This is a genomic window from Corallococcus sp. RDP092CA (genome assembly GCF_041903675.1).
Lineage (GTDB): Bacteria > Myxococcota > Myxococcia > Myxococcales > Myxococcaceae > Corallococcus.
In genome coordinates this window covers 79,141-105,030 of the sequence record NZ_JAYESI010000027.1, presented here as the reverse complement: position 1 = coordinate 105,030, position 25,890 = coordinate 79,141, and the positions used below count along the sequence as shown (strand labels likewise).

Annotated in this window: 20 protein-coding genes; 13 read left to right on the top strand and 7 right to left on the bottom strand. The window is 70.3% G+C overall.

Annotated features, from left to right (window positions below; genetic code table 11):
• The first annotated feature begins 61 nt into the window (after window positions 1-61).
• The 3 genes from yajC to secF are packed head-to-tail and all read left to right on the top strand — an operon-like array spanning window position 62 to window position 3,378.
• Window positions 62-412, top strand: a complete 351-nt coding sequence (gene yajC / locus U8525_RS25895) for a preprotein translocase subunit YajC (RefSeq protein ID WP_374269065.1) — start codon at window positions 62-64, stop codon at window positions 410-412.
• Window positions 412-2,184: a protein translocase subunit SecD gene (secD, locus tag U8525_RS25890; RefSeq protein ID WP_374269063.1), complete on the top strand. Its 1,773-nt coding sequence runs from the start codon at window positions 412-414 to the stop codon at window positions 2,182-2,184. The genes yajC and secD overlap by 1 nt, the downstream gene beginning before the upstream one ends.
• A 30-nt stretch (window positions 2,185-2,214) precedes the next feature.
• Complete coding sequence (gene secF / locus U8525_RS25885) at window positions 2,215-3,378, top strand: protein translocase subunit SecF (RefSeq protein WP_374269062.1); 1,164 nt, start codon at window positions 2,215-2,217, stop codon at window positions 3,376-3,378.
• A gap of 141 nt (window positions 3,379-3,519) precedes the next feature.
• Here secF and U8525_RS25880 read toward each other — a convergent pair whose 3' ends face one another.
• Window positions 3,520-4,128 (bottom strand): TetR/AcrR family transcriptional regulator, encoded by a 609-nt coding sequence (locus tag U8525_RS25880; RefSeq protein WP_374269061.1) that lies wholly within the window; start codon window positions 4,126-4,128, stop codon window positions 3,520-3,522.
• A 110-nt stretch (window positions 4,129-4,238) separates the two neighbouring features.
• Here U8525_RS25880 and U8525_RS25875 point away from each other — a divergent pair, with 110 nt between their 5' ends.
• Window positions 4,239-5,348 (top strand): FAD-dependent monooxygenase, encoded by a 1,110-nt coding sequence (locus U8525_RS25875; RefSeq protein WP_374269060.1) that lies wholly within the window; start codon window positions 4,239-4,241, stop codon window positions 5,346-5,348.
• A gap of 362 nt (window positions 5,349-5,710) precedes the next feature.
• Window positions 5,711-7,426, top strand: a complete 1,716-nt coding sequence (gene recJ, locus U8525_RS25870; protein WP_374269058.1) for a single-stranded-DNA-specific exonuclease RecJ — start codon at window positions 5,711-5,713, stop codon at window positions 7,424-7,426.
• Between the two features lie 21 nt (window positions 7,427-7,447).
• Here recJ and U8525_RS25865 read toward each other — a convergent pair whose 3' ends face one another.
• From U8525_RS25865 to U8525_RS25850, 4 genes are all read right to left on the bottom strand, one after another.
• Window positions 7,448-7,681 (bottom strand): YHS domain-containing protein, encoded by a 234-nt coding sequence (locus U8525_RS25865; RefSeq protein ID WP_374269056.1) that lies wholly within the window; start codon window positions 7,679-7,681, stop codon window positions 7,448-7,450.
• A gap of 207 nt (window positions 7,682-7,888) precedes the next feature.
• Window positions 7,889-8,665, bottom strand: a complete 777-nt coding sequence (locus U8525_RS25860; RefSeq protein ID WP_374269054.1) for a hypothetical protein — start codon at window positions 8,663-8,665, stop codon at window positions 7,889-7,891.
• An 11-nt stretch (window positions 8,666-8,676) separates the two neighbouring features.
• Window positions 8,677-9,975, bottom strand: coding sequence for a hypothetical protein (locus tag U8525_RS25855; RefSeq protein ID WP_374269052.1), 1,299 nt, complete (start codon window positions 9,973-9,975; stop codon window positions 8,677-8,679).
• A 24-nt stretch (window positions 9,976-9,999) separates the two neighbouring features.
• Complete coding sequence (locus tag U8525_RS25850; RefSeq protein WP_374269051.1) at window positions 10,000-11,103, bottom strand: hypothetical protein; 1,104 nt, start codon at window positions 11,101-11,103, stop codon at window positions 10,000-10,002.
• Between the two features lie 190 nt (window positions 11,104-11,293).
• On the opposite strand from U8525_RS25850, the gene aspS reads away from it, so the two are divergent.
• The 5 genes from aspS (at window position 11,294) to U8525_RS25825 (ending at window position 17,800) form a co-directional block, all read left to right on the top strand.
• Window positions 11,294-13,111, top strand: coding sequence for an aspartate--tRNA ligase (aspS, locus tag U8525_RS25845; protein WP_374269050.1), 1,818 nt, complete (start codon window positions 11,294-11,296; stop codon window positions 13,109-13,111).
• Between the two features lie 220 nt (window positions 13,112-13,331).
• Complete coding sequence (locus U8525_RS25840) at window positions 13,332-14,564, top strand: carbohydrate porin (RefSeq protein ID WP_374269048.1); 1,233 nt, start codon at window positions 13,332-13,334, stop codon at window positions 14,562-14,564.
• 61 nt (window positions 14,565-14,625) lie between these two features.
• Window positions 14,626-15,615 carry a cupin-like domain-containing protein gene (locus tag U8525_RS25835; RefSeq protein WP_374269046.1) on the top strand — a complete coding sequence of 330 codons (990 nt, stop codon included), beginning with the start codon at window positions 14,626-14,628 and terminating at the stop codon, window positions 15,613-15,615.
• Between the two features lie 485 nt (window positions 15,616-16,100).
• On the top strand, window positions 16,101-16,910 hold the full coding sequence (locus U8525_RS25830) for a cupin-like domain-containing protein (protein WP_374269044.1): 810 nt from the start codon (window positions 16,101-16,103) through the stop codon (window positions 16,908-16,910).
• Window positions 16,907-17,800 (top strand): hypothetical protein, encoded by an 894-nt coding sequence (locus U8525_RS25825; RefSeq protein ID WP_374269043.1) that lies wholly within the window; start codon window positions 16,907-16,909, stop codon window positions 17,798-17,800. The genes U8525_RS25830 and U8525_RS25825 overlap by 4 nt, the downstream gene beginning before the upstream one ends.
• Window positions 17,801-17,812: 12 nt before the next feature.
• On the opposite strand, the gene U8525_RS25820 is transcribed toward U8525_RS25825, so the two are convergent.
• Both U8525_RS25820 and U8525_RS25815 read right to left on the bottom strand, forming a co-directional pair.
• Complete coding sequence (locus U8525_RS25820; RefSeq protein WP_374269042.1) at window positions 17,813-20,521, bottom strand: CHAT domain-containing protein; 2,709 nt, start codon at window positions 20,519-20,521, stop codon at window positions 17,813-17,815.
• A 192-nt stretch (window positions 20,522-20,713) separates the two neighbouring features.
• Entirely contained in the window at window positions 20,714-22,378 is a 1,665-nt protein-coding gene (locus U8525_RS25815; protein WP_374269040.1) for a M14 family metallopeptidase, read from the bottom strand.
• Between the two features lie 286 nt (window positions 22,379-22,664).
• Here U8525_RS25815 and U8525_RS25810 point away from each other — a divergent pair, with 286 nt between their 5' ends.
• The 3 genes from U8525_RS25810 to U8525_RS25800 all read left to right on the top strand — a co-directional run bounded on the left by U8525_RS25810 (window position 22,665) and on the right by U8525_RS25800 (window position 25,838).
• A complete protein-coding gene (locus U8525_RS25810) occupies window positions 22,665-23,615 on the top strand; it encodes a DUF1152 domain-containing protein (RefSeq protein WP_374269038.1) in 951 nt (316 codons plus the stop codon).
• A 278-nt stretch (window positions 23,616-23,893) separates the two neighbouring features.
• The gene (locus U8525_RS25805) at window positions 23,894-24,733 is read left to right on the top strand and encodes a hypothetical protein (protein ID WP_374269037.1); all 840 of its coding nucleotides are present in this window, start codon (window positions 23,894-23,896) and stop codon (window positions 24,731-24,733) included.
• Between the two features lie 58 nt (window positions 24,734-24,791).
• Window positions 24,792-25,838, top strand: coding sequence for an MAC/perforin domain-containing protein (locus U8525_RS25800; RefSeq protein ID WP_374269035.1), 1,047 nt, complete (start codon window positions 24,792-24,794; stop codon window positions 25,836-25,838).
• The last annotated feature ends 52 nt before the right edge of the window (window positions 25,839-25,890 follow it).

Here is a 25,890-nt window from a genome sequence, read left to right as displayed (position 1 = left end):
ACCTGTATGCCGGGTCGGGGCCGCTTACCCGAATCCTTCCTCCCAAACGACGAGGCAGTACGTGGCTGACAGTTTCCTGATTCTCGCGCAGGCCGGGGCCGGTTCCCCCCTGGGGACCTTCGGCTTCCTCGCCGTGCTGGTGGCCATCATGTACTTCGTGATGATCCGCCCCCAGCAGAAGCAGCTCAAGGAGCACCGCAACCTGCTCGCGGGGCTGAAGAAGGGCGATGACGTCGTGACGTCCGGCGGCATCCTCGGGCGCATCCACCAGGTGGACGACACCACCGTGACGCTGGAAGTGGCCAGCGGGGTGCGCGTGCGCGTGCTCAAGACGGCCGTCAGTGCGAAGGGAACCGTTCCGGTGGCGGGCGCCCCGGCGGCGGCCCCCGCTGAGAAGAAGGAGGAGAAGTGATGGACCGCGGCTGGTGGTGGAAGTTCGGAATGATCGTCGCGGTGACGCTGGGGACGATCTGGTTCCTCGTCCCGACGTACTACTCGCTGGTGGTCCTGGATCGCAGCGAGCGCAACAACATCGCCGTGCTGGAGCAGCGCCTGCCCAAGTGGGCGCCCCCCGCGAAGTACCGCCTCAACCTGGGGCTGGACCTGCAGGGCGGCATCCACATGGTGATGCGGGTGGACACCAAGACGGCCCTGCAGAAGCGCACCGAGCGCCGCGGGCAGCAGATCTCCACCTACGTCAACGACAAGAAGCTGGGTGAGGTGACGGCGGACACGGATCCGGAGCGGCTGCAGCTGGTGCTGACCGCGAAGGACCCGGCGACCATGGACGCCATCCAGAAGGAGGTCCTGGCTACCTTCACCGACTTCACGCTGGACTCCCGCAACGGCGGCACGCTGGTGCTCAAGCCGGACGAGGGCCAGGTGAACCGCTTCCGCGACGAGGCCGTGGACCAGGCCATGCTCGTCATCCGCCGCCGCATCGACAAGTGGGGCGTGGCGGAGGTGGACGTGCGCAAGCTGGGCACGGACTCCATCCAGATCTCGCTGCCCGGCCGCAGCAACCCGGAGCAGGCCAAGGAGCTGGTGGGCACCACCGCGCAGCTGGAGTTCCGGATGGTGGACGACACCAACCCGCAGGTGTTCGCGCAGATGTACCAGCAGCACCCGCCCCCGCCCGAGAGCCACATCACCCTGGTGGAGGACGAGGGCTTCCCGCAGCTGTCCTCGCCCAACCGCGAGGCGCTGCTGGCGTACGCGAAGGACAAGACGCCGCCGGGCCGCGACGTGGTCACCGAGTGCGTGGCGAGCGCGGTGAAGAAGAACGAGTGCAGCGCGTACCGCAGCTACCTGCTGGACAAGAACGTGCCGCTCACGGGTGAGAGCCTGGCGGGCGCGGACGCGTCCGTCAGCCAGATGAACGAGCCGGAGGTGAACATCGCCTTCGACCCGGCCGGCGCGCGCGAGTTCGAGAAGCTCACCGAGGCCGCCGTGGGCCGCCGCATGGCCATCGTGCTGGACGACAACGTGCACACCGCGCCGCGCATCAACGAGAAGATCGGCGGCGGCCGCGCGCGCATCACCATGGGCCGCGCCAGCGGGCGCAGCTTCGAGGAGTGGCTGGGCGAGGCGCAGACGCTGGCGCTGGTGCTCAAGGCGGGCGCGCTGCCGGCGCCGGTGACGGTGGGCGAGATCCGTCAGGTGGGCGCGACGCTGGGTGACGAGCTCATCAAGAAGGGCAGCATGGCCGCGCTGGTGGGCCTGGCGCTCGTCGTGGTGTTCATGGCGGTGTACTACCGCAAGTCCGGCCTCATCGCGGACGTGGCGCTCCTGCTCAACGGCCTGCTCATCCTGGCGGGGCTGGCGTTCTTCAACGCCACGCTGACGCTGCCGGGCATCGCGGGCTTCGTGCTCACGCTGGGCATCGCGGTGGACGCGAACGTGCTCATCAACGAGCGCATCCGCGAGGAGCTGGCCCACGGCAAGTCCGCGCGCGCGGCGGTGGACCAGGGCTACGACCGCGCCTTCTGGACCATCTTCGACGCGCACGTGACGACGCTCATCGCGGGCTTCATCCTGTTCTTCACCGGAACGGGCCCCATCCGCGGCTTCGCCACCACGCTCATCGTGGGCCTGCTCGCGTCGCTGTTCACGTCCATCGTGGTGACGCGCGTCATCACGACCTACTTCGTCCACGGCCGCAACGCGCAGTCGGTGTCCGTCTAACGGGCCTCCAGCGCCTTCGGGAAAGCCGCCATGCAGATTCTCAAGCACAAGACGCACATCGACTTCATTGGAAAGCGCAAGCCGGCGCTCTTCATCTCCACGCTCGCCAACCTGGCCATCATCGTCGGCATCGCCGCGGTGGGGTTCAACTTCGGCGTGGACTTCGCCGGCGGCACGGTGGTGGAGCTGAAGTACAACACGCCCACCACCGCGGAGCAGGTCCGTGAGAAGGCCCAGGCCGGCGGGCTGCACGACGTCAGCGTCCAGGGCGTGGGCGCGGCCGAGGAGAACTCCTTCCTCCTGCGCATGGGCGGCGTCACGCAGCTCACCGAGGAGAACGCCGAGCACGCGAAGGCCGCCATCCAGGCCCTGGGCGAGACGCGCAACGTCTACGCCGACATGGCCAACGGCATCGTGAACTTCCGCTCCGCGCAGCCCATGTCCGCGGAGGCGGTGAAGAAGGCCGTGGAGGCGGCGGGCATCGGCGTGCAGGAGGTGCGCGACCTGGGCGCGAACCAGGGCGGCACCGGCTACGACTACCAGGTCGTCGCGAGCGGCATGGCGGACAAGGTGTTCGCCGCGCTGAGCGCGGGCTCCGACAAGCCCGGCTTCGAGCAGCGCCGCGTGGACTACGTGGGGCCGCAGGTGGGCAAGCAGCTGCGCAACCGCGGCATCATGGCGCTGCTGTACTCGATGATCGCCATCCTCATCTACGTGGCGTTCCGCTTCGACTTCAAGTTCGGCCCGGGCGCGCTGCTCGCCATGGTTCACGACGTCATCATGGTGGCGGGCTACTACCTGGTGAGCCGGCGCGAGTTCAACCTCACGTCCATCGCGGCGCTGCTCACCATCGTGGGCTACTCGGTGAACGACACCATCGTCATCTACGACCGCATCCGCGAGGACATGGTGAAGTACAAGGGCAAGCCGCTGCCGGAGGTCATCAACATCGCGGTCAACGACACGCTGGGCCGCACCATCCTCACCTCCGGCGTGACGGCGCTGTCGCTCATCGGTCTGCTCATCTTCGGCGTGGGCGAGATCTTCGACTTCGCCATGGCGATGCTGGTGGGCATCCTCGTGGGCACGTACTCGTCCGTCTACATCGCCAGCCCGCTGGTCATCTGGCTGGACGAGCGCGCGCACGCCCGCGAGGGGCACCCCGGCGCGAAGCAGGAGCCGAAGGCGGCCTGAGCCGTCCGACGGTCTGAAGCGACGAGGGCCCTCCTTCCCACCTGGGGAGGCAGGGCCCTTCGCTTTCTCAGGAGCTCGCGCCCCGCGTGAGCGACGCGTCCAGCCGCCCGCCGCCGTTGCCGTCCGTGGCGGTGACGTTGTTCAGAGCGCGCCGTGGGCCTTCAGCAGCGGAAGGAAGACCGTATCGACGATGCCGGCGATCTCCTCGGCCGGCACCGGCGCGTAGGTCATGGCCAGCTGCTGCCGAAAGAGGTCCAGCGGGAGGCGCATGATGCGATCGCTGATCACGCCGGGCTTCACTTCGCCGCGCGCCACCGCGCGTTCGATGATGGTTTCCATGGTCGACTCGCGATCCCCGTAGAGGGACTTTCGCAGTGTCGCGATGCTCGTCCCCGTGGCGCGGTAGTAGTCGCCGAGGTGGGCGAGGAGCGTGATCGCCAGGCGGACGCGCCGTCCGTTGGCTTGCGTCAGCAGCGCGATGACGTCGCCGCGCAGCGAGCCTGTGTCCGGCGTGACCACCTCGTCCTTTTGAATCTCCCGGGCGATCGCCGCGCCGACCAGCTTGGGCTTGCTCGACCATCGCCGGTAGAGCACCGCCCGGCTGGTGTTCGCGCGCTTCGCCACGGCGTCGAACGTGAAGTTCGTGTAGCCGGTCTTGGCGAGCTCGGCCCAAGCGGCGGCGAGCAGCGCGTCCTCGAGTGTTGCGCCACGGCGCCGCGTCCGCACCCCGGTCTGTTCCATGCGCGCCATGTTGGTTCTTCCGGGGCGGTTTGGCCACGCGTTGCGGAGCGCTCCGCCAGCTGTTAAGAGACAGTGTGTATCTTAACGAGGTGGCCGGTTGGAGCCGGAGGAGGCAGCCCATGAAGGTCTTGGTCTCGGGAGCAGGCATGGCCGGCCTCAGCGCGGGGATCGCGCTCGGCCAGAGCGGGTTCTCCGTCACGCTGCTCGAGCGCGCGAAGCACCTGCGCGTGAATGGCTCACCCATCGACATCCGCGGTGATGCCGTGCGCATGGCGCAGGAGCTGGGGGTGCTCGAGGCGATTCGCGCGCGCCGCGTGACGATGAGCGAGGAGGTCGTCTTCGTTGATCGCGACGGCAAGACGATCGCCGCCATTCCGCGGCAGGAGATCAACGACTCCGAAGAGGACATCGAGATCCCGCGCGAGGACTTGGGGGACGTGCTCTATCGCGCGCAGCCCGCGGGCAACGCGATCCGTTTTGGCGACTGGATCGAGGCCTTGCACGACGATGGAGACGGGGTCGACGTGACGTTCAAGTCGGGACTGCGCGAGCGCTACGACCTCGTCGTTGGTGCGGACGGGGTGCATTCCGCGACGCGGCGCCTCATCTTCGGCCCGGAGAAGGACTACCTCAAACACCTGGGGTTCTACATCGCGCTGACAGACCTCCCCGAGGAGGTCAGCGCCGGCCGGGTCAATCCGATGTTCAACTTCCCCGGCCGGATGATCGGGATCGCCCGGTATCGTCACCGCGCGCTCGGCGTCTTCAATTTTCGCTCGCCCTGGATCGACTACGACTACCACGACCTCGCCGCCCAGAAGGCGATCCTGGCGAAGGCTTTCGCCGGCCACGACGAGTGGAAGGTGCCCGAGATCGTCGCCGCCGCTCTGCGCGATCCCGCGCTCTATTTCGATTCGGTGAGCCAGATTCACATGCCGACGTGGCATCGCGGCCGGGTCGTTCTCGTGGGCGACGCCGCGGCGTGCGCGACCGGGCTCTCCGGCCGCGGAACGTCCCTCGCCATCACCGGGACCTGCATGCTGGCTGAAGCGCTGCGCCGCCACGGACGCGATCTCGAAGCGGCCCTCGCCGAATACGAGCAGCGGCAGCGCCCCTATGTCGAGCGCGCGCAGGCCATCGCGCTTCCCGGCGGCGACTTGATCTGCCCCGCAACCTGGGAGGCGATCGCAGCGCGCAACGCCCGCCTCTCCGCGCCGCCCAGCGCGTGATGGGCGCGGGGCCGTCGTCCGCGCGCTGCATCCGCTCGTCGGCACGCCGCTCGAAGGCTCCGCCCACTGCAACCGTTCACGAAGCTCGCGGACGGCCTGAAGATGGCGCCTCCGGTTTCTTCAGCGCGAGCGCGGGCTGCGCGGCCCCCTCGCCGGCCATCAGGTCACCGCCCCGGAGAAAGCCGCGAAGCATGCGGGCTCCCTGTCTGCGAGTGCGCGCCCGAGCCGGACACTGCACACCCGCCGTGCAGGTCGAGGGCAGGGAGGCAGCCGAGCTCGCGTCTGAACGGGCGTGCAGGAGGTCGATGTGAGTGGGAGGGTTGGACTGCCTTGGTCGGACGTCTGAGGTACTGTCCTCTTTCATGCGGTGGTTGCTTCCAGATGTCGTCGAGCAGGAGGTCGGTTCGCTGGCGGGTGAGCTGTCGCTTCACCCGTTGGCGGCGAGGGTGTTGCTCCACCGGGGCTACCGCACGCCGGAGGCGGCGTCGGCCTTCCTGTCGGACCGGCTGGCGGACCTGCCGGACCCGTTCCGGATGAAGGGGATGGGCGCCGCGGTGGAGCGGGTGCTGCGCGCGGTGCGGCTCAAGGAGAAGGTGACGCTGTACGGGGACTACGACGTGGACGGCGTGTCCTCCACGTCGCTCATGTACCTGTTCCTCAAGGAGCTGGGCGTGGCGCCCGCCACGTACATCCCGCACCGGCTGGACGAGGGCTACGGCCTCAACGTGGGCGCGGTGGAGCGCATCGCGCAGGACGGCACGCGCCTGCTGGTGACGCTGGACTGCGGCATCACCTCCGTGGCGGAGATCGCCCGCGCGAAGGAGATGGGCCTGGACGTCGTGGTGGTGGACCACCACACGGTGCCGCCCACGCTGCCGCCCGCCACCGCGGTGCTCAACCCGCACCAGCCCGGCTGCGAGTACCCCACCAAGGTGCTGTGCGCCGCCGGCGTGGCCTTCAACCTCTGCATGGGCCTGCGCAAGCGGCTGCGCGACGACGGCTTCTTCGCCACGCGCAAGGAGCCCAACCTCAAGGCGCTGATGGACCTGGTGGCGCTGGCCACCGTGGCGGACGTGGTGCCGCTCACCGGCGCCAACCGCATCCTGGTGGCGCATGGCCTCCAGGAGCTGTCCCAGGGCCGCCGCCCCGGCATCCGCGCGCTGAAGGAGGTGGCCGGCCTGGAGCCGGACGCCACCGTCACCGCCGGACAGGTGGGCTTCCGCCTGGGGCCCCGCATCAACGCCGCGGGCCGCCTGCACGACGCGTCGCTGGGCCTCCAGCTCTTGTGCGCGGACTCCGTGGAGACGGCGCGCGCGCTGGCGCAGGTGCTGGATCGGGCGAACGCGGAGCGGCAGGGCATCGAGAGCAGCATCCTCACGCAGGCGCTGGCGCAGGCGGAGGAGCACCAGGACGCGCGCGGGCTGGTGCTCTACGACGAGGGCTGGCACCCGGGCGTCATCGGCATCGTGGCGTCGCGCGTGGTGGAGCGCTTCCACCGGCCCACGGTGATGGTGGGCGTGAAGGACGGGGTGGGGAAGGGCTCGGCGCGCAGCATCGAGGCGTTCCACCTGTACGACGCGCTCACCGGCTGCGCGGACCTGCTCATGCGCTACGGCGGGCACAAGCACGCCGCGGGGCTCACCATCGACGCGAAGCAGCTGCCCGCCTTCCGCGAGGCGTTCGCGCGGATCGCCCAGCAGCGCCTGACGCCGGAGGACATGATCCCGCGCTGCCGCGTGGACGCGGTGGTGAACCCGCACGAGCTGGACGCCACGGCCGTGGAGTCGCTCCAGAAGCTGGGGCCCTTCGGCCAGGGCAACCCGGAGCCGGTGCTGGTGCTGCGCGGCCAGCAGGCCCGGCCGCGCGTGCTGCCCGCGAAGTCCGGGGCCCCGGGCGCGGGGCACCTCAAGCTCGCGCTCGTGGACGCGCCGGAGCTGGATGCCATTGGCTTCGGGATGGCGGACCGCGTGTCGCTGGTGGAGGGGCCGGTGGACCTGGCCTTCCAGGCCGGCTTCGACACCTTCCGGGGCCAGCGCAAGCTGTCCCTGCGCCTCAAGGACCTGCGCCAGGCCGCCTGACGCGCGCCGGGCGCTTCGTCGCTACGCGAGCCCCCAGCGCACCCGGCCCGGCGACATCAGCGCGCCGGCTCGCGCCAGCTCGTTGAGGCGGAAGCGCTCCGCCTGCCGCTCGAAGGCGGTGCGGCAGCCCTCCGAGCAGAAGAAGTACCGGCGCTTCTTGTACTCCGACGAGGGGTGGCCCTCCGGGGCCTCCAGGTGCCTGCCGCACACCGGATCCCAGTGCCTGCCGCTGCCCTGTTTGTGTCCGCCCTTCATCTTCCACCTCCTGCCCGACGCCGCCCCCTACTGCCCGACCTGCCGCGAATGTAAGCAGGGCGCGTGCCAGGGGTCCATCTCCTTGGAATGCCAAGCAAGCGGAGACGCTCGGGGTGGGGAAGGCGGGGAAAAAGTTCAGCCCCCGCCACCGCTTCCCGAAACGGGGAAGGGCGCGGGGGCCGAAGGGGCGGACCGGGGGTTCGGGCTTCAGAAGCCGATGCCGGCGCTGCCCCCCAGGAAGATGTCGTTGGCGTAGCCGCGGCGCAGGCCCATGGCCTCGATGCGGAAGGTGAGGTGCAGGTTGCGCGACAGGGCGGGCCGGCCGCGGATGCCCAGGCCGTACTGGATGACGGGCTTGAGGCCGTTCACCTTCGTCTCGTCCTCGCCCACGGTGATGCCGGTGTTCTGGTAGGCGAGTCCACCACCGGCCTGAAGGAACAGACCGAAGGGCGAGTCGCCGAAGCGGAACAGCCAGGCCGGCGCGAGCGTGAAGTAGTGAAGCCGCGTGTCCCCCCTGATGAAATCCGTGCCGTCACTGAGGCTGCCGTAGAGCCAGCGCAGGTCCGCGAAGAGGGCCTCGCGCAGGGTCTCGTTCTCCGTGAAGAACGTGCGGCCGAACTCCCAGGTGGCGCGCACGCCCAGGCCGGGCTTGTTGTCGGAGAAGTCGCCGCGGGCGCTGTCGATCATCAGCAGGCCGCCCACCAGCTCCACCGCGACGCCCAGGTTGGGGTCGTCCAGGCGGGACATGCCGCGGAAGCCCTCGTCGTTGGTGGCTTCCGCGGCCTCGCGGAACTCGTCCGTTTCGTCCACCAGCTTGCGGCGGCGCTCGTAGGCGTCGTCGTCTTCCTTCTGGGCCTTCTGCTGGGCGCGGTCGGCTTCCTCCTCCGGGTAGGCGTAGGGGTCGTCGTCGTCCGCGCTCTGGGCGAAGGCGGTGGGGGTGAGCAGCAGGCTGCCGGCGAGGCAGGCCTTGAGCCAGGTGTTCAAGGGAGCGGGCCTCACTGGAAGATGCTGGGGCAGGTGGTGCCGCCCGCCGCGCTGGCCGGGCAGAGGTTGTCGCCGAGGAGGAGCTCGCGCGGGATCTGCAGGTGGTCCATCAGCTCGTTGCAGACGGCCTTGCGCAGCTCCAGGTCGGAGATGTGGGAGATGATGGCGGCGGCGGGGACGGCCAGCGAGAACTGGGATTGATCCCCCAGGACCATCTGGGTGTACTGGTAGATGCCCGGCTTCGCGGGGTCCGTGTCGTAGTACGCGGAGACGATGTCGCGCTGGAGCTGCGCCTCCTGGCCGGTGGAGCGGCCCGCCTGGTAGAGCGCGCTCGCCAGGATGGTGCCCACCTGGTACTCGGCGCCGTCGGCGGTGAAGGTGCCCACGTCCTGCTGCTGCACGCGGGTGTAGAGGAGCGCGCTCATGCAGCGGTCCCCGCGCGACAGGTCGCGCGCGTCCGTCACCGCGGAGAAGGGGCCGCCGTCGAAGGAGGGCGCCATGAAGCGGGGGTCACACCCGCTGACGCTGCGGCAGGTGGCGCCGTAGGCGTGGTAGTCCGCCAGGCCCTCGTCGAAGGCCTTGAGCACGTTGGCGCCCTGGCTGGGGCTCTCCGAGGACCAGACGGTCAGCGACACGGGCAGCGCCTGCGTGGCGTACGCCAGCCGGTTGAAGACCAGGTGCGAGTACTCGTGCGCCATCACCCCGGCGTTGAGGGGCAGCGGCGCGCGCTGGATCTGATCGAACGGCAGCACCAGGAAGGACTGGAGCACCGGGTAGAAGAGGGCGTTGTCGCGCAGGGGCTCCTTGCCCAGCTGCGCCTGGATGAAGTCCGGGAAGTAGTAGAGCGTCGGCGACGGCTCGAACGAGGCCACCTTCACGTCGGCGACGGTGCGGAAGTACTCGTTGGCGCGCTCGAGGTTGTAATACGAGGTCACCATGTTCCAGGAGTGGAAGTCCGCGGGCCAGAGGACGTCCTCGCCCGTCCTCTCGTCCTTCTGGCTGATGTAGCTGGCCTTCACGTCGTGGCCCTTGTTCTTGAGCAGCACGTCGGCGACGGTGTCCGTCGTGGCGTTCTGGAGCGCGGGGTCGTTCGGGTCGATGACGATGCGCGCGCCACCCTGGAGGTCGCCGACGGTGCCCTTCAGGCCGACGATGTCCTCGATGGTGGTGAGCTCGACCTGGGTGGGCACGTACTGGCCATTGCTGGAGCGGGACAGCACGGAGACCTTCACGGGGGCTTCGCTGTCCGGCGCGCAGCCCGAGGCCAGGAGGCCCAGCCCGACGGCGGCGGTGGTGACTGTTCGGAGCATGACGCCCTTTTTACTCCGGACCGCTCAGAACGTGTATTCCCCTCCGAGTGTGAGCAGGCCCGAGTCCTCCGCGGGGAGGTCCTCCGGCGCGTCCCGCTGGAGGGCCACGGAGGCCCACACGCGCACCGCGTCGCCCAGGCGCACCGTCCACCGGGTGGCCACGACGTGGGCCACGCCCTGGCCGGGCACGTATCGGGTGAAGGCGTAGGACAGCTGCCCCCGCAGGGCCGGGGTGATGCGCCAGGTGAGGGCGGGCTTCACGTCCCAGCGGACCGGGGCGGAGGGGAAGCCGGTGCCGGCGTTGACCTCCCCCAGGCGGCGCGTCACGGCCGTGCCCAGGTCCCGCAGCTGGCGGCGGCGCAGGCCCGCCAGGGCCCTCCGGGCGGCCACCCGGTCCTCGAGCCGGGCCTCCAACTGGTCCGCCTCCGCGTCGGTGAACTGGCCCGCGGTGCGCGGATCCTCGCTGTAGAGGGCGAAAGCGCCGCGCAGCCCCAGCTCCCAGCGGCCGTTCCAGGTGAGCCGCGCGCCCAGCGTGGGCCGGGCCGACCAGAGGACGTCCTCCCGCGTGTAGCGCTCCGTGGGGGCGCCGTCGGAGACGGTGAGGAACTGGCGGCGCAGCGGGTGGCGGCTGAGGCCCACGCCCGCGTCCAGGCCGTACTCCCAGGTGCCGAGGCCCGCCGAGTCCCAGGCCGCCCCTAGCTGCGCCGCCTGGCTGCCCTGGCCTGTCCGGGCGGTGAGGCCGGGGACGGCGAGGCGGGGGCGCTCCGGGCTGAGCTCCGTGTCGGAGGCCCTGGACAGGCCCAGGCTCACGGCGCCGGACACGAGCCAGTGGCTGCCCGCCAGGTGGTCCACGCCCACGGAGAGCTGGTGGAGGGCCGCGGTGCCAGACCCCGGCCGCGCGCCGGTGTAGCCCAGCGAGAGGTAGGTCGTCTCGCCCACGCCCACGTCCCCCAGCAGGCTCCAGAGGGCATGGCCGTGGCCGCCGCTCGCCTCGAGCGTGATGGCGCTGTCCGCGGCCTCCGCCCGGGCCGTGCGCGCCCCCAGGCTCCCGAGGAGCGCCAGCAGCACCCAGCCGGCGCGCGCGTGCGCGCCCCCGGCCCGACGGCGGGTTTCCTGGTCCCCCTGCATGAAGGCTCCAACCCGGGAGCCGGCTCCGGGTTGCGGGGGCGTGCGCGCCCGCCTGCTCCAGCGCCTGTCTTCCGAGGGAGAAGGGCGTGAAAACACGGCGGTGTCCGGGCCATGGATTCCTTGACGCGTCGTTTCCACGATCCGCTATGGTGCCCGGCCTTCCTTCCCGAACCAAACGCAGGCGGTCTCCATGGCGGTCCCGTTCATCTCCGAGGTCAAGCGTACCCACACCTGCGGTCAGCTCACGGCCGCGAACGTTGGCGAAGAAGTGGTCCTCTTCGGCTGGGTGCACAACCGCCGCGACCACGGCGGCGCGGTGTTCATCGACCTGCGGGACCGCGAGGGGCTCACCCAGGTGGTGTTCGAGCCGGACAGCCAGGAGGCCCATGCGCTGGCCGGGCACCTGCGCCTGGAGTACTGCATCGGCATCAAGGGCAAGGTGCTGTCGCGCGGCAAGAACGTGAACCCGAAGATGAAGACGGGGGAGATCGAGGTGAAGGCCTCGGACCTGACCATCTTCAACCGCTCGGAGCCCACGCCGTTCCTCATCGAGGACAACGTGGAGACGTCCGAGGAGAAGCGCCTGGCGCACCGCTACCTGGACCTGCGCCGCGCGCCGCTCCAGCGGACGCTGATGACGCGCTCGAAGATGAACACGCTGGCGCGCTCGTACCTGGCGGGCAACGGCTTCCTGGAGCTGGAGACGCCCTTCATGGGCAAGTACACGCCGGGCGGCGCGCGCAACTTCCTGGTCCCCAGCCGCCTGAACCCGGGCAAGTTCTACGCGCTGGCGGAGAGCCCGCAGCTCTACAAGCAGCTGTTCATGGTGGCGGGCTTCGACCGGTACTTCCAGATCGTGAAGTGCTTCCGCGACGAGGACCTGCGCCTGGACCGGCAGCCGGAGTTCACGCAGATCGACGTGGAGATGAGCTTCGTCACCCAGGACGACATCTTCACCATCATCGAGGGGCTGCTGAAGAAGCTGTGGGGCGAGGTGCTGGGCATCGACATCCCGACGCCCTTCATGCGCATGGACTTCTACGAGTCCATGGCGAAGTACGGCAACGACAAGCCGGACCTGCGCTTCGGGCTGGAGCACGTGGTGCTCACGGACGTCATCCGCGAGCACGGCGCGGCGGGCGGCGTGCCCATGATGTGGGAGGCGGTGCAGGACAAGGGCATCGTCAAGGCGATGGTCGTCCCGGCGGAGAAGCCGCTGTCCCGCGCGGAGAGCGACAAGCTGGAGGACTTCGCGAAGCAGGCGGGCGCCAAGGGCCTGGCGCGCGCGAAGGTGGGCGAGGGCGGTGAGTGGACCCAGTCCCCGCTGTCCAAGACGATCACCCCGGCGCTGCGGCAGGCCATCAACCAGGCCGTGAGCGCGAAGCCGGGCGACCTCATCCTGTTCCAGTTCGGGAAGGAGTCGCTGGTGCACACGGTGATGGCGAACCTGCGCGTGCACGTGGCGAAGAAGCTGGGCCTCATCCCCGAGTACGGCAGCGGCGGCCAGTGGCGGTTCCTCTGGGTGGTGAACCCGCCCCTCTTCGAGTTCGACGAGGAGACGAACACCTGGGCGGCGGCGCACCACGCCTTCACCCGTCCGCACGACGAGGACGTGCAGTACCTGGGGACGGACCCGGGCCGCGTGAAGTGCCACCGCTACGACGTGGTGCTCAACGGCTTCGAGATTGGCGGCGGCTCCATCCGCCTGCATGACCCGAAGGTGCAGGCCGAGGTCTTCAAGGCGCTGGGCATCCAGGAGGAGGAGGCGCGCGTGAAGTTCGGCTTCCTGCTGGACGCGCTCAAGTTCGGCGCGCCCCCGCACGGCGGCATCGCGCTGGGCATGGACCGCCTGGTGATGCTGCTGACGGGCGCGGAGTCCCTGCGCGACGTGATCCCGTTCCCCAAGACGAAGACGGGCACGGACACGATGACGGGCGCCCCCGGCGACGTGGACGAGAAGCAGCTGCGCGACCTGCACGTGCGCACGGTGCCGCTGCCGCAGAAGTAGCCGGGAGCCGGAAGCGCCTCGCGCCGGCGGGTGGACACTCCCGGCGCGCCGCTTCGTTCCTCGCCGCACTCCGGGCCTCCCCAGGGGCCCGGGGGAGTGGCTCGAAGGTGACGGGCGGCCCTCCTGCACGGGTGGACATCCTCGCGGCCGTGGCCATTGAGGACCCGTGACGTGCGAGGAGGAGGGCGCGATGCGGGGAAGGGCTTGGGGGGCGTGGGTGATGGCGTGGGTCCTGCTGTGCGCGGGGCCGGTCTTCGCGGCGGAGTCCAAGACGACGAAGATGCCCCCGGGCCTCACCGGTGGCTGGGGCGGGCTGCGCGGGTTCCTCTACGAAATGGGCGTGGCGCTCCAGGTCCGCTACGTGACGGAGCTCGCCTTCAACGCGCGCGGCGGCAAGGGGCATGCGCTGCGGCAGGCGGGCCAGCTCAACGTGGGGCTGGGCCTGGACATGGAGAAGCTGGCGGGGCTGAAGGGCGGCACCTTCCAGTTCACGTTCACGCACCGCAACGGCAACAACCTGAACGTGGACATGGCGCTGGGCAACCTCCAGCTGGTGCAGGAGGTGTACGGGCGCGGCAACATCGGGCGCCTCACGCAGCTCTGGTGGGACCAGCTCTTCTGGGACGAGCGGGTGCACCTGAAGCTGGGCCGCGTCACGGTGGGCGAGGACACGGCGGACTTCCCCTGCGACTTCCAGAACCTGTCCTTCTGCGGCGCGCAGCCCGGCAACATCGTGGGCAACTACTGGTTCAACTGGCCGGTGAGCCAGTGGGGCACGCGGCTGCGCGTGGACCTGAAGAAGGTGGCCTACGTGCAGCTGGCCGCGTACGAGGTGAACCCCCGCAACCTGGAGGAGGCCTTCTACCTGGGCCGCTTCAACGGGGCGACGGGCGTGATGCTGCCCCTGGAGCTGGGGTGGAACCCGAAGTTCCGGGGCGACCTGCTGGAGGGGCTCTACAAGGTCGGCGTCTGGTACGACACGTCCAACGCGCCGGACGTGCTGCTGTCCGACGTGGAGCGGGAGGGGCGCTACGGCGTGTACTTCGTCGCGCGCCAGCAGCTCACGCACGTGCGGGGCGTGGAGAACGAGGCGCAGGGGCTCAACGTGTTCGTGCGCCTGGCGCACACGGACCTGGACACCTCCGCGCAGGACGGCCAGTACACGCTGGGCCTGGGGTACACGGGCATCTTCGGCCGGGCGGATGACGACGTGGGCTTCGCGCTGGGCGCCACGCACTCCAACGGGCGCTACGTCACCGCGCAGCGGCTGAAGCAGGCGCAGGCCCCGGACACGGCGGTGCCCCGCACGGAGTACCTGGGCGAGCTGTACTACAGCCTCCACGCGACGCCGTGGCTCGTGCTGCGGCCCAACTTCCAATACATCCGCCCCGGCGGCGACGAGGCCGCGCGCAACATCATCGTGCTGGGCCTCAAGGGCGCGTTGACCCTGTAGGGCCGATGTGGGGAGAGGCCCCCCTTTCCGTGCGGCTTCGCGGGTGGCCTAGAGTGGGGCCATGGCCCTGTCACCCTCGTGGGATGCGTGGCTGTCGGAGAACCTGCTGCGCGGCGTTCCGGAGGCGTCGCTGATCCGGGCGCTGACCGAGGCAGGGGTGGCTTCCGGGGAGGCTCGCGCGGAGGTGGCGCGCGGGCGGCGGCACCCGGCGGTGGAGGCTGGAGGTTCGCGCCCAACGCTCGGAGCGGAGGTGGTGTCGCTCCTGGACGCGCGCGCGGCGCTGCACGCGCAGTCGCGCCGGACGGTGGAGCGGCGGCGGGGCGTGTCCGCGGAGGAGTTCCAGGCCCGCTACTACCGCGCGCACCGGCCCGTCGTCCTGGAGGACTTCCTGGCGGGCTGGCCGCTCCTGGAGCGCTGGCGGCCGGAGGCGCTGGCGCGGGACTACGGAGACGTGGAGGTGGAGGTCATGGCGGGCCGTGAAGCCCGCGCGGACCACGACGTGTCCCCCGACGCGTGCCGCACGGTGATGCGGCTGGCGGAGTTCCTCCGCCGGCTGGAGGGCGGCGGGCCCACCAACGACCTGTACCTCACGGCGCGCAACTTCGCGCTGGAGCGGCCGGAGCTGCGGGGGCTGCTGGAGGACCTGCGGCCGGCCCCGGGCTTCGTGTTCCCGTCTCGGCAGCCCGGGAGCACCAAGCTGTGGGTGGGGCCCGCGGGCACGCGCACGGCGCTGCACCATGACGTGGACTCGGTGCTGTTCTGCCAGGTCCACGGGCGCAAGCGCTTCTGGTTGGTCCCGTCCTTCGAGACGCCGCACGTCTACAACCGCGAGTTCGTGTGGAGCGCGGTGGACGCCGGGGCGCCGGACCTGGCGCGCTTCCCGGACTTCGCTCGCGCGCACGTGCACGAGGTGGTGGTGGGCCCGGGCGAGATGCTCTTCATCCCCGTGGGTTGGTGGCACCAGGTGCACGCGCTGGACGTGAGCGTGTCGGTGACGTTCCAGTCGCTCGACGTGCCGGGCGGCAACGCGCGGTGGCGCACCTTCGGTTGAGGTGGGCCACGCGCGGGGGCCTGACGTCAGCCGTTGAGGTTTTCGTCCCTCGGCGTTTCAGGAAGGGGGGGCATGCGCGGCGGCGGCGTGGGCTCGGGCACTTCCGGGAGCCGCTTCCGGCTGGAGTCCTCCTGCGCGGGGTCGCACGGGGGGTTGGGGTTCGGGACGATTTTGTATGAGTTCTCGGGAGGCGTCATGGTGTCTGCTCGGGGTGGAGGTGCACTGCCCAAAGGGTTCAGCCCGACTCAAGGGGGACGGCGATGACGTCTTCCCTCCCCCCTGGATGGAGAACGTGGCTCGCGGAGAACCTTGCGCGTGGGGTTGCGTCCGAGCGCCTCGGGGCCCGATTGGAGGCGGCGGGCATCGCGCCGGAGGTTGTCTGGGAAACGATTCGCGCCGCCGAGACACATCCCGCGGTGGCGCGGGCCCGTGAATTCACGGCACGTCTGGGATTGCTGGAATCATTGCTCGAAACGCGGTCGGCGGTGAGGCGACAGGCATTGCCCGCGCCGCGCGTGGAGCGGCGCGTCCGGCTGTCGCCAGCGGAGTTTTTCACTGATTACTACCGGCGAAACCGGCCGGTTGTCATTGCAGGGCTGCTGGAGGACTGGCCGGCGCGGACGCGGTGGACGCCCGCGTGGATGGCGGAGCGGTTCGGTGACGAGACGGTGGAGGTGATGGCGGGGCGGGATGCACAGGCATTGCCGGATCTCCACGCGGACCGCCTGCGCCGGGAGGTGCCGTTGCGGGAGCTGCTGGCCCGGTTCGACGGTGCGCCCGCGAACGACATGTATCTGGTGGCTCGAAACAGCCTGCTCCTGCGGGAGGCGTTCCGGCCGCTGCTGGAGGACCTGCGCGCGCCGGAGGGCTACATCCAGCCGGACCTGCACGGGCCCGACCGCGTGCACCTGTGGCTGGGCCCGGCGGGGACGCTGTCCAACCTGCACCATGATCACCTCAACGTCCTGTTCTGCCAGGTGTGGGGACGCAAGCAGGTGTGGCTGGCGCCGTCATGGGAGACGCCGTGGATGTCCAACGTGCGCGGCTTCTACAGCGCGGTGGACGTGCTGGCGCCGGACCTGGAGCGCTTCCCGGACTTCGCCCGCGTGGCGCTGCACGCGGTGGAGGTGGGGCCGGGGGACACGCTCTTCATCCCGGTGGGGTGGTGGCATGCGCTGCGGGCGCTGGACCCGAGCCTGTCGGTGACGTTCGTGAGCTTCGAGCAGACGCCTGGGATGAACACCTGCTGGCGGGAGGGCTGGCTGGGGGCCATGCCCTCGGAGGAGCACCGATGAGCGCATCGCGTGACGTGGACGCGGAGACCTCGCCGCTGACGCCCGAGTGGCGGCGGTGGCTGGTGGAGAACCTGGTGCGCGGCGTGCCGCCGAAGGAGCTGGTGGCGTCGCTGGAGAGGTCGGGGGTGGACGCGGCGCAGGCGCGGCGGGCGGTGGAGGTGGAGCAACGGGAGCCCTTCGTCGCGGGAGCGCTGCGCGCGGTGGGCATGCAGCGCAAGCTGGAGGGGCTGCTGGACGTGTACGCGGAGCTGTTCCAGCAGACGGAGGGCCCGCCGCGCGTGGACCGGCACGAAGCGCTGGCGCCCGAGGCGTTCTTCGACCGCTACTACTTCGACAACCTGCCCGTGGTGCTGCGGGCCGGGTGGAGCGCGTCGCTGGCGCCGGAGGCCTGGAGCCCCGCCAACGTGGCCGCGCTCCTGGGCGAGCGCGGGGCGAGGCACGCGTGCTGCGTGCCGCTGTTCGAGGACGCGCGGCTGGAGCCCCTGACGCGGGGGCTGACGACGCTCCCTGGACTCACGGCGGAGGACGCGCGCGCCTGTGAGCCTCGCCTGTGGTGGGAGCCGCCCGGGGCGGAGGCCCCCCTGCGCGCGGCGCGGCGCAACGTGCTGCTGGCGCAGGTCCACGGCGAGCGGCGGCTCCAGCTCGTTCCCGCCTTCGAGCTGCGGCGCGTGACCCTGGCCTCCTCCGAGTCCCAGGACGCGCCGGTGCGCCTGGACGTGTCGCTGTCGCCCGGGGACCTGGTGCTGCTGCCGGTGGGGTGGTGGTACGGCTTCAGCGCGCCCGGAGGCGGCGTCGCCGTCTCGTTCGAGGCCTTCGCGCTGCCGGAGCCGAACGTGACCTGGGACGCCGACGCGGAGCCCCAGCCCTCGCCGCTGCCCCCGCGAGACTGAAGGGGCAGGGCGCTACTGATACAGCAGCACCTTGTCCACCCAGCGCATGTGGGGCTGCTTCCGGTGCCAGTCGAGGCGCTCGGCGCGCAGGGCCTGGGAGGGCTCCTCTCCGGACTGGATGCGCTCCCGCACGTCGCGGAAGAAGGCGCCCGCGTCGTTGGGGATCTCCGCCGTGGCGGCGAAGACCGCCCGGGCTCCCGAGGCGACGAAGGCCTGCGGCAGCGACGACGTCTCATGCAGGATGGGCGCGAGGCGGGCCGCGCTGCAGGCGCCCAGCACCACCAGGGGGGCGCCTTGCAGGTGCCGGCGGCGCAGCTCCTCCGCGGTGAGGGCATAGCGGCCGTCCTGCTGCGGCGACAGCGCGATGACCGTGGCGTCCGACAGCGCGCGGTCCACCACGCCGTGCGCGTGGATGTCGATGTCCGTGGCCTGCTCCATCGCCTCCAGCACGCGCTCGGGCGTGGCCTGCGCGCCCTTGAGCCGCAAGAGCCGCTGCGCGCCCGACAGGTCCGCGTCCGCCACCGAGGGCAGCCGCGCCAGCTTCAGCGTCGCGGGCGGCTCCACGTCCGACACCACGACGTGCAGGGGCGGCTTCGCGGGGGACGTCGCGTGCGCGCCCGTGCCGACCCGGTAGCTCCAGGCCAGGTCCGCCGGCAGGATGCCCGCGCGGCTGTCCAGGGGCGGCGCGGCCAGCACCGCCACGCGCGGGCAGTCGCGGAGCATGTCCACCAGGTCCGCGGGCACCAGCCCCGTCAGGTCGTCGCGCAGGGGCAGCGTGCGCGAGGCGTCATAGTGGCCCTGCACCTGGCCCTGCGGCCCGCGCGCCACCGTCACGGTGCGCTCCGCCTCCACCGCCGCCGCCAGCACGCAGCCCTCCGGCACGGGCACCTGGAGGCTCTCGGCCACCACGTCCATCGCCTCGCGGAAGGCCCCGGCGTGGCCCGCGCTCACGGCGAGCGTCTGGAAGGCCACCGCCCGCGCGTCGCGCGCGTCCGCGTTCACCCGCAGGAGCGGCTCCGCCTCCGCGATGGTCTGCCGCAGCACCTGCTGGCCCCCGCGCCAGTCGCGGTCCACCTCGAACCGCCCGCGGATGAGCGTGGCCAGCACGCGCCGGCCCGCGTTCTCCTTGAGCGGCGTCACCCGGTCCAGCTCCGCCCTCAGCAGCGCCTCGTCGGAGGGGCGCGGATCCAGCCGCGCCAGGTCCGCGAGGATCCACGCGCCCTGGAGCCCGGGCGTCTGGCCGCACGCGAGCGACGCCTCCAGCTCCAGCCGCGCCTCCTGCGGACGGAAGCGCATCAGCGCCAGCGAGGCCAGGTTGCGGTGCGCCTGCGTGCGCGCCATGCAGTCGTCGGGCTGACGGGCCAGGGACTCCATGAGATAGGCGCGCGAGAGCGCCACCCGCACCTGGAAGCGCGTCGCGTTGGCCAGCATCACCAGCGCCGCGCCCTCGCGCTCCCACTCGCCCAGGGCGGCGGCCTCCTGCCACGCGGCCCTCGCGGTCTCCTCCGCCTCCAGCATCCGGTTGGACGCGGTGGCGCGGCTGCTCAACCGCAGGAGCAGGTCCACGCAGCGCAGGGGCAGCTTGTTCTGGCGGCATTGCCCCAGGGCCTCCCGCAGCCGGTCCCCGGCCTGCGTCCCCTGGCCCGCCAGGTCGTCCAGCCGCGCGCCCTCCTGCTCCACGCGCGAGAGGATCCACGGGTCCGTCTCTCCCGCCGTCAGGGCGTGCAGCTCCTCGTGTGTGCGCGCCACGCCCGGCGTGCGCAGCAGCGCGCCCAGCAGCAGGTCCTTCGCGGTGGGCTCCTGGCGCAGCCGCTCGATGAGGCCCGCGGGGGCGGGGTGCGTGTCCTGAAGCAGCTTCGCGTACTCGCGCGCGAGCGGCGCCCGGCGCGCGAAGTCCAGCGCCGCCACCCGCCGCACGGTGTCCTCCAGGACGTGGCCCCCGCCGGCGGCGTGGTCCAGCGCCCGGGCGAGCGGCAGCAGCGCCTCCACCTGCGCGGCGCTCTCCGCGACCGCCAGCAGCTCGTAGAAGGACTCGCGCGCCAGGCCCGGGAAGCGCGCCGCGCCCTCCGTCGGCAGCGGCGCCTGGGGGGAGCGCAGCCGGGCGAGGAGCGCCTCGCGCGTGGTCTTCCAGGCCTCCGCCCGCGCCTGGAACCGGGCGCGCAGCGTCCGGGCCTGTTCGCGCGCCTCGTCACTCCAGCCGGGCTCGCCCTTCGCGGCCACCGCCTCGAACGCCGTGGCCGCCAGGAGCGTCAGCCCCAGGTCGCGCGCCACGACGGCGCGGTTCCAGCGCGCCTGCGGGTGCTCGGGCATGGCCTCCAGCGTGGCGTCCAGCAGCGTGAGGGCCTCGTCGGGGTGGCCGCGCAGGATGGCGACGGCGGCCAGGTCGCTGTCGCGGTCCAGCGAGGGCGCCGCGCGCCTCAGGTACGCGAGCGCCTGCTCCGTGTCTCCGTGCAGCAGGTAGCTGACGCCCACGCCGTGTGCGTCGCCGCGATCGTCCAGGCGGGACAGCGCGCCCAGGGGCACGGGCGGGGGCAGCGCGTCCTCGCCTCGCGGCGGCGCGTGGGGCCGGTACACGTCCGCGGCCGGGAGGCTCAGCCGCACCTCGAGGGGACGGTGCGGCGCGTCGGCGAGCCACAGCGCTGGCGTCTCCGGCCCGGCGTCGCGCTGGCTCCAGGCGCGCATGGCGATGAAGCCCAGGGCCATGCAGAGCGCGAGGGCCACGAGCCCTCCCACGCGCGTCACGCCTGTGCGCCCCGGAAGGCGCGTGCCTTGGGGCGAGTGCTGCCTGCCAGCCATCCGGGGCCTCCCGCGTGCCCCCGCACACTCTCCGCGGGTCCTGCGGGCTCCAGTCTAGGGCCAATGCCCCAGGGCATGACAGACCCGGGGGCGAGGCGGTGTCCGGAGGCCTGACGCCTACTCCACCTTCAAGGGGGGGCGCGTGGCCTCCACGACGCGGTGGATGGGGTACAGCTCGCCCACGGTGAGGCTGTCGTCCAGGAACTGCCAGCGGCAGAAGCCGTCGTCCGAGTGCGGCTCCAGCAGGTAGGTGATGAGCGTGCCGGTGCGCTGGTCGGTGGGGACCTTGAGGGTGCCGGCGGGGAACTCGCGCTCGGAGCGCTCGGGGGCCACGGTGAGGATGGTCTCGAAGCGCACGGGCTTGGGCTTCTGGCTCAAGGGGACCTCGTCCTGCCCGGGCGGCGGCACGTTGGCGGCGACGTCCGGGCTGAAGGTCTCCTCCTTGCGGGCGATGCGGTAGCTGTCCACCTGGAAGCGCTGCGCCTTGGCGAGCTTCTCGAAGCGGATGCCGTGGCCCTCCAGCCGGGACGCGAGCGACGCGGGCACCAGGTACGCGGACGGCGTGCTCACCGACTGCGTGGGCACGAAGGTGCGGTAGTGCGGCGTCTTGTAGACCTTGCGGCGCTTGCCCGGGTAGCGGCGCGCCTGGATGCTGGCCTCGTCGAAGGAGTGGATGACGGCGGTGTCCTTGCCCTGCACATAGGCCGGGTAGTCGAATACCAGGGCCCCTTCCGCGTCGCGCTGGGCGACGCCGAAGTTGATGCCCACCCATTCCCTGGCGTCGGGGGACTTGCCGCGCGCGATGATGGCGGCCTCCTCGAACTCGGTGGCGAAGCGGTAGTCCCTGGCGTAGCGGGCGGCGTCGCGGATGAGCTCCAGCACCCACGCGCGGATGACGGCGCAGCGGCGGGGGAAGTCGATGTAGCTGTAGGTCTCCAGCAGCACGTCCAGCCGGCCCAGCAGGCCCCGGTAGTGGCTGCCGAAGCGGGGCAGCGCGGGGTAGGTGTGCCAGCCGGAGGTCGGGTCGCCTTCCTTCAGGAAGTTGCCGTACCAGAAGCTGTCGAAGCCGTGCTTCTTCTTCACGGCGGCGGCCACGCGCTCGGCCAGCTCGCGGTTGGCGTCGCGCGAGGTGTGGAGGAGGTCCGCGTTGCCGTGCGGGATGTCGAAGGTGAGATCGAAGCCGTGGATGCTGCCGTCGGTGGTGTGGCAGTCCACGAAGAGGTGGGGCCACCACGCCTGGTACAGCCTGGCCAGGGCGCGCGTCTCCGGCGCCTCCTGCTTCATGTTGTCGCGGTTGAGGTTCCAGCCCTCGCCCGTGTAGCGCGTGCCCACGCCGCCGGGCGGGTTCACCTGGCCCTCGAGGTTCATCAGGTCGAGCGCGCGGTTGCCCTTGCTGATGCGGTCGTTGCCGTCCGGGTTGAAGTTGGGGATGAAGACGAGGACCAGCCGGTCCAACAGCTTCTTGCCCAGGGACGTGAGCGTCAGGTCGCGCGCGAGCGCCTGGAGGGTCTCCTTGCCCTCCACCTCACCGGCGTGGATGTTGGCCTCCACCATCACGATGAGCTTCTTCTGCTTCTTCGCCAGCTCCGGCGTGAAGCAGTTGCGGTCGCTCAGGATGAGCGACATGAGCGGCTGGCCTTCACCGCTCTGGCCGAAGTCCACGCGCTTGGCGAGCCGGGTCTGGGCGCAGAGGGCGTCGACGAAGGCGACCACGTCGGCGCTGCGGGACGTTTCCTGATAGTCGGTGGCTTCCGCGCGGGTGAGCAGCTTGGGAGTGGGCATAGGTGCCGCGCATCCGAACGCTCCGAGCCTGCGGCGTCAAGCACGCGCGACGGGAGGCCACCTTGCCGCGTCGTGGCGGTGTCCCATATGAAACCCCCAACGGAGCGCTGGCGCGGCGACGGGTGCGTTCGAGGCGTTGGTGTTCGGGTGGATGTGGACTGGAAGCAGGGCCGGGCGGTGGTGCTGTCCACCGACCGCCGCGTATCGAGGCGATGACGGCGCCGCCAAGGGGCCATGACTCCGGCGGTGGTTTGGAAGAACCGGCGGACTGAAGAGGGGCGTTTCCGTGGACCTGACCACATCCCCGCTGTTCGAGCGGCTCCAGCGCGCGGACCACGTGCTCCTGGCTGGCGCGGGAGGCGGCTTCGACATCTACTGCGGCCTTCCGCTGTATTTCCGGCTGCGCGCGATAGGCAAGCGCGTGTCGTTGGCGAACCTGAGCTTCACGGTGCTGGACCGCGTGGACGGGCGCGTCGTGGCTCCTGGACTGGTGGAGGTCCGCGCGGAGACGCAGGGGCCCACGCACTACTTTCCGGAGGGCGTGCTCGCCCGGTGGTTCCAGGCTCGAGGCGAGGCTGTCTCCATCTACTGCTTCGACAAGGTCGGGGTCGCGCCGCTGAGCGCGGCCTGGGCTGCCTTGCAGACGGAGCTCGGCTTCGACACGGTGGTGCTGGTGGATGGTGGCACGGACATCCTCATGCGCGGGGACGAAGCCGGGCTGGGCACACCGGAGGAGGACATCTCGAGCCTGGCGGCGGTGGATTCGTTGACGCTGCGGGACAAGCTGATCGTCTGTCTGGGCTTCGGCGTGGATGCGTTCCACGGCGTCTGTCACGCGCAGTTCCTGGAGGCCGTCGCGGACCTGAGCCGGCGCGGGGCCTACCTGGGCGTCACCGCGCTGCTGCCGAGCATGCCGGAGGTGGGCGCCTACCGTGAGGCAGTCCTGTATTCGTCCGAGGAGCTGGCCCGCCGGCCGAGCATCGTGTCCTTGTCCGTGGTGGGCGCCATCGATGGCGACTACGGCGACCAGCACCGCACGTCGCGCACGCAGGGCAGCAAGCTGTGGATCAACCCGCTGATGAGCATGTACTGGGCCTTCGATCTGGACGCGGTCGCCAAGCGGTGTCTCTACCTGGACCTGCTGCGGGACACCAACACGAGCTGGGAGGTGGGGGCCCGCATCGAGGCCTTCCGCGCCCGACACCCCACGAAGGCGTGGGAGGCCATTCCCGTCTAGCAGGGCGTTGAAGAGTGTCCGCATGCCGTGCAGGTGCTGGGACCTGCCGCGGGACACGACCTCCTCGCGGGACGGCGCCGCCGTGCTCGCGCGCGGCTGACGGTCCGTTGACGGAGCGCTGACGTGTCATGGCCGCGCCCTGACGCGTCAGCGTGCCATGTAGGGAATCTCAATGCATTTCGTCTTTGCAGTGAATCCAGTTCCTTGCAAAGAAAGACGGTTGGCATTGGCCTTGCGATGAGAGGGCTGCACACCCAACCCCAGCCAGGGATGCCAGCATGTCGCTCGTGAGTTGCAATCCGCAGAACCAGCTCTTCCAGCAGGGCATCATGACCGTCAAGGTCTGCTACAACATGGCGGACGCCGCCGCGAAGGAGGCCAATGAGAAGCAGATCAAGGCCTACTCGAACCTTCCAGGCGTGCCGGATCTCACCACCCCGTTGATGGTGGAGAACGTCATCAACACCAAGAACAGCCAGCTGGTCGACAACGGCAAGGGCGTCATCATCCCGCCCGACACCTATATCGGCTTCCAGATTGGCTTTGGCTGCCAGGTGGGCTTCGGCTTTGGCATCGAGATCCTCCCGAGCGCCGTCACCATCGTGGGCAACAACTCCCTCATCCTGCCCCGCTCGTCCGTGCCGTCCTCCAATGAATGGCTGACCGCCACCCAGTACGCGTTCTTCTCGAACAACGCATACAACGGGGACACGATCTACGTCTACGACGACGCCTTCGGCAACCACCCGCTGGACGAGCAGATCGCGGCCAACTCCTACCAGATCCGCATCACCTGCACCCCGCTGAAGTCCTGGACGGACAGCAGCAATCGCAAGTACTCCGCGACCCGGCTGAGCCTGGATGTCCCCTCGAACCCGCCACACCTGACCGGCAGCCTGAGCGCGGACAGCGGGGGCGACATCAACGTGCATCCTGGCACGATCACCGGTGGCGGCACCTCCGGCGAGAAGTACGGCGGGTGCAATGGCTACGAGACGGCCGACGACCTGGCGGTCTCGATGGTGTTCGACGTCTTCGTGGTCAATCAGAAGTACTACAACACGCAGACCTACCAGTTCTACTCGTCGCCGAATGGCGGTGACGGGCTGAACGACTAGCGCTGCTGGGGTGATGACCTCCTCCTGAATAGACACATTCGCGAAGGAAACAACGAAAATGACCCTGCAGAAGCTCAAGAGCTCCGATGATCTCCCCAGCGATCCGTATGACTTCACCGCCCAGGACTGGCTCCACCTGTTCGCGGACCGCGGCCTCTTCCATGCCATGATCATCACCGAGGAGGAGAACCCCTCCAACGTGTTCAGCATCCGCCAGGCATTGCAGCTCACGTCGCCGACCCTGGTCCTCCCGGATCCGACCCAGCCCGGGAACAACCCCACGTTCCAGTGGCTCATCCCGAACCTCACCGCCCAGATCCACACGGTGGAGACCTTCTCCCAGACGGAGCACACGTACCACGAGCAGGGGTACGACGTGACGAAGGCGAACATCGGTGTCCCCGGCATCTTCAGCGTGAAGCATGAGCACGACCACGAGTACACGAAGGACCAGTCGTTCTCGGAGACGGACTACTACGTCACCAGCATGTACCGCGTCCCCAAGCTGGAGATCGGCTTCAGCGACGGGGCGATGACGCTGACGGATGACTTCGTCAGCGCGCTGCGGGAGGCCTCGAAGCTCGGCGTCGACGATGCGCGCTCCTACGGCCGGATCGTGAGCGTGCTGAACGACTGGGGCCACTACTACGTGAAGAAGCTGGACCTGGGCGGGCTCCTGTTCGGCTCGGACACCAAGAAGGTGACCAGCCTGAGCCAGGGCCAGAGCTTCGCGGACAGCGTGTCCACGGGCTTCGAGGCCAAGCTGGAGCTGGAGGACGTGCCCATCGCCGGAGGCGGCGGCAACGGTCACGGGCATGGCTCCTCCTCCAACGACAGCTCCGTGGAGGCGGACAACAACGTCACCATCACCGTGATTGGTGGCAACGGGTCGCTCGTCGGCAAGTACCCCGCCTGGGCGGCCTCCCTGAACGGCAACTACGTGAGCTGGCACATCATCAACACCCTCACGCTGGAGCCCGTCATCAACCTCATCCCCGACAAGATCCTGCGCAGCCAGGTCGCGGGCATCCTCATCAACAAGGACGGCGTCACGCCGTACACGCAGACCATCTCCAACGAAGAGCTGAATGACTTGAACGACTGACGTGGAGAGACCCCGGGGCGGCGCAGGCACCCATGCGCCGCCCCGCCGCGTC

Bases quoted from the DNA above. Each gene is read 5' to 3' on its own strand.
- secD (WP_374269063.1), top strand. From the start codon at position 412: ATGGACCGCGGCTGGTGGTGGAAGTTCGGAATGATCGTCGCGGTGACG.
- secF (WP_374269062.1), top strand. From the start codon at position 2,215: ATGCAGATTCTCAAGCACAAGACGCACATCGACTTCATTGGAAAGCGC.
- U8525_RS25880 (WP_374269061.1), bottom strand. From the start codon at position 4,128: ATGGCGCGCATGGAACAGACCGGGGTGCGGACGCGGCGCCGTGGCGCA.
- U8525_RS25875 (WP_374269060.1), top strand. From the start codon at position 4,239: ATGAAGGTCTTGGTCTCGGGAGCAGGCATGGCCGGCCTCAGCGCGGGG.
- recJ (WP_374269058.1), top strand. From the start codon at position 5,711: ATGCGGTGGTTGCTTCCAGATGTCGTCGAGCAGGAGGTCGGTTCGCTG.
- U8525_RS25865 (WP_374269056.1), bottom strand. From the start codon at position 7,681: ATGAAGGGCGGACACAAACAGGGCAGCGGCAGGCACTGGGATCCGGTG.
- U8525_RS25855 (WP_374269052.1), bottom strand. From the start codon at position 9,975: ATGCTCCGAACAGTCACCACCGCCGCCGTCGGGCTGGGCCTCCTGGCC.
- U8525_RS25850 (WP_374269051.1), bottom strand. From the start codon at position 11,103: ATGCAGGGGGACCAGGAAACCCGCCGTCGGGCCGGGGGCGCGCACGCG.
- aspS (WP_374269050.1), top strand. From the start codon at position 11,294: ATGGCGGTCCCGTTCATCTCCGAGGTCAAGCGTACCCACACCTGCGGT.
- U8525_RS25840 (WP_374269048.1), top strand. From the start codon at position 13,332: ATGGCGTGGGTCCTGCTGTGCGCGGGGCCGGTCTTCGCGGCGGAGTCC.
- U8525_RS25835 (WP_374269046.1), top strand. From the start codon at position 14,626: ATGGCCCTGTCACCCTCGTGGGATGCGTGGCTGTCGGAGAACCTGCTG.
- U8525_RS25825 (WP_374269043.1), top strand. From the start codon at position 16,907: ATGAGCGCATCGCGTGACGTGGACGCGGAGACCTCGCCGCTGACGCCC.
- U8525_RS25815 (WP_374269040.1), bottom strand. From the start codon at position 22,378: ATGCCCACTCCCAAGCTGCTCACCCGCGCGGAAGCCACCGACTATCAG.
- U8525_RS25805 (WP_374269037.1), top strand. From the start codon at position 23,894: ATGTCGCTCGTGAGTTGCAATCCGCAGAACCAGCTCTTCCAGCAGGGC.
- U8525_RS25800 (WP_374269035.1), top strand. From the start codon at position 24,792: ATGACCCTGCAGAAGCTCAAGAGCTCCGATGATCTCCCCAGCGATCCG.